Origin of the sequence: Bacillus sp. 22475, assembly GCF_052044835.1 — a bacterium.
Lineage (GTDB): Bacteria > Bacillota > Bacilli > Bacillales > Bacillaceae_G > Bacillus_A > Bacillus_A cereus.
This window is the reverse complement of sequence record NZ_JBQENW010000070.1, coordinates 1-2,939: the sequence shown is the minus strand read 5'-3', so window position 1 is coordinate 2,939 and position 2,939 is coordinate 1. Positions and strand designations below refer to the sequence as shown.

The following is a 2,939-nucleotide window of genomic DNA, read 5'->3' as shown; positions in this document are numbered from 1 at the left end:
TTTTAGTTTGGTTAAGTTAGAAAGGGCGCACGGTGGATGCCTTGACACTAGGAGTCGATGAAGGACGGGACTAACGCCGATATGCTTCGGGGAGCTGTAAGTAAGCTTTGATCCGAAGATTTCCGAATGGGGAAACCCACTATACGTAATGGTATGGTATCCTTACCTGAATACATAGGGTATGGAAGACAGACCCAGGGAACTGAAACATCTAAGTACCTGGAGGAAGAGAAAGCAAATGCGATTTCCTGAGTAGCGGCGAGCGAAACGGAACATAGCCCAAACCAAGAGGCTTGCCTCTTGGGGTTGTAGGACATTCTATACGGAGTTACAAAGGAACGAGGTAGACGAAGCGACCTGGAAAGGTCCGTCGTAGAGGGTAACAACCCCGTAGTCGAAACTTCGTTCTCTCTTGAATGTATCCTGAGTACGGCGGAACACGTGAAATTCCGTCGGAATCTGGGAGGACCATCTCCCAAGGCTAAATACTCCCTAGTGATCGATAGTGAACCAGTACCGTGAGGGAAAGGTGAAAAGCACCCCGGAAGGGGAGTGAAAGAGATCCTGAAACCGTGTGCCTACAAATAGTCAGAGCCCGTTAATGGGTGATGGCGTGCCTTTTGTAGAATGAACCGGCGAGTTACGATCCCGTGCAAGGTTAAGCTGAAGAGGCGGAGCCGCAGCGAAAGCGAGTCTGAATAGGGCGTTTAGTACGTGGTCGTAGACCCGAAACCAGGTGATCTACCCATGTCCAGGGTGAAGTTCAGGTAACACTGAATGGAGGCCCGAACCCACGCACGTTGAAAAGTGCGGGGATGAGGTGTGGGTAGCGGAGAAATTCCAATCGAACCTGGAGATAGCTGGTTCTCCCCGAAATAGCTTTAGGGCTAGCCTTAAGTGTAAGAGTCTTGGAGGTAGAGCACTGATTGAACTAGGGGTCCTCATCGGATTACCGAATTCAGTCAAACTCCGAATGCCAATGACTTATCCTTAGGAGTCAGACTGCGAGTGATAAGATCCGTAGTCAAGAGGGAAACAGCCCAGATCGCCAGCTAAGGTCCCAAAGTGTGTATTAAGTGGAAAAGGATGTGGAGTTGCTTAGACAACTAGGATGTTGGCTTAGAAGCAGCCACCATTTAAAGAGTGCGTAATAGCTCACTAGTCGAGTGACTCTGCGCCGAAAATGTACCGGGGCTAAATACACCACCGAAGCTGCGAATTGATACCAATGGTATCAGTGGTAGGGGAGCGTTCTAAGTGCAGTGAAGTCAGACCGGAAGGACTGGTGGAGCGCTTAGAAGTGAGAATGCCGGTATGAGTAGCGAAAGACGGGTGAGAATCCCGTCCACCGAATGCCTAAGGTTTCCTGAGGAAGGCTCGTCCGCTCAGGGTTAGTCAGGACCTAAGCCGAGGCCGACAGGCGTAGGCGATGGACAACAGGTTGATATTCCTGTACCACCTCTTTATCGTTTGAGCAATGGAGGGACGCAGAAGGATAGAAGAAGCGTGCGATTGGTTGTGCACGTCCAAGCAGTTAGGCTGATAAGTAGGCAAATCCGCTTATCGTGAAGGCTGAGCTGTGATGGGGAAGCTCCTTATGGAGCGAAGTCTTTGATTCCCCGCTGCCAAGAAAAGCTTCTAGCGAGATAAAAGGTGCCTGTACCGCAAACCGACACAGGTAGGCGAGGAGAGAATCCTAAGGTGTGCGAGAGAACTCTGGTTAAGGAACTCGGCAAAATGACCCCGTAACTTCGGGAGAAGGGGTGCTTTCTTAACGGAAAGCCGCAGTGAATAGGCCCAAGCGACTGTTTAGCAAAAACACAGCTCTCTGCGAAGCCGTAAGGCGAAGTATAGGGGGTGACACCTGCCCGGTGCTGGAAGGTTAAGGAGAGGGGTTAGCGTAAGCGAAGCTCTGAACTGAAGCCCCAGTAAACGGCGGCCGTAACTATAACGGTCCTAAGGTAGCGAAATTCCTTGTCGGGTAAGTTCCGACCCGCACGAAAGGTGTAACGATTTGGGCACTGTCTCAACCAGAGACTCGGTGAAATTATAGTACCTGTGAAGATGCAGGTTACCCGCGACAGGACGGAAAGACCCCGTGGAGCTTTACTGTAGCCTGATATTGAATTTTGGTACAGTTTGTACAGGATAGGCGGGAGCCATTGAAACCGGAGCGCTAGCTTCGGTGGAGGCGCTGGTGGGATACCGCCCTGACTGTATTGAAATTCTAACCTACGGGTCTTATCGACCCGGGAGACAGTGTCAGGTGGGCAGTTTGACTGGGGCGGTCGCCTCCTAAAGTGTAACGGAGGCGCCCAAAGGTTCCCTCAGAATGGTTGGAAATCATTCGTAGAGTGCAAAGGCATAAGGGAGCTTGACTGCGAGACCTACAAGTCGAGCAGGGACGAAAGTCGGGCTTAGTGATCCGGTGGTTCCGCATGGAAGGGCCATCGCTCAACGGATAAAAGCTACCCCGGGGATAACAGGCTTATCTCCCCCAAGAGTCCACATCGACGGGGAGGTTTGGCACCTCGATGTCGGCTCATCGCATCCTGGGGCTGTAGTCGGTCCCAAGGGTTGGGCTGTTCGCCCATTAAAGCGGTACGCGAGCTGGGTTCAGAACGTCGTGAGACAGTTCGGTCCCTATCCGTCGTGGGCGTAGGAAATTTGAGAGGAGCTGTCCTTAGTACGAGAGGACCGGGATGGACGCACCGCTGGTGTACCAGTTGTTCTGCCAAGGGCATAGCTGGGTAGCTATGTGCGGAAGGGATAAGTGCTGAAAGCATCTAAGCATGAAGCCCCCCTCAAGATGAGATTTCCCATAGCGTAAGCTAGTAAGATCCCTGAAAGATGATCAGGTTGATAGGTTCGAGGTGGAAGCATGGTGACATGTGGAGCTGACGAATACTAATAGATCGAGGACTTAACCATATAATATG

1 rRNA gene is annotated in these 2,939 nt (G+C 51.6%); it reads left to right on the top strand.

What is annotated here, in order from left to right:
• Positions 1 to 9 precede the first annotated feature (9 nt).
• Positions 10 to 2,931, top strand: a 23S ribosomal RNA gene (locus ACTJJY_RS31650).
• The last annotated feature ends 8 nt before the right edge of the window (positions 2,932 to 2,939 follow it).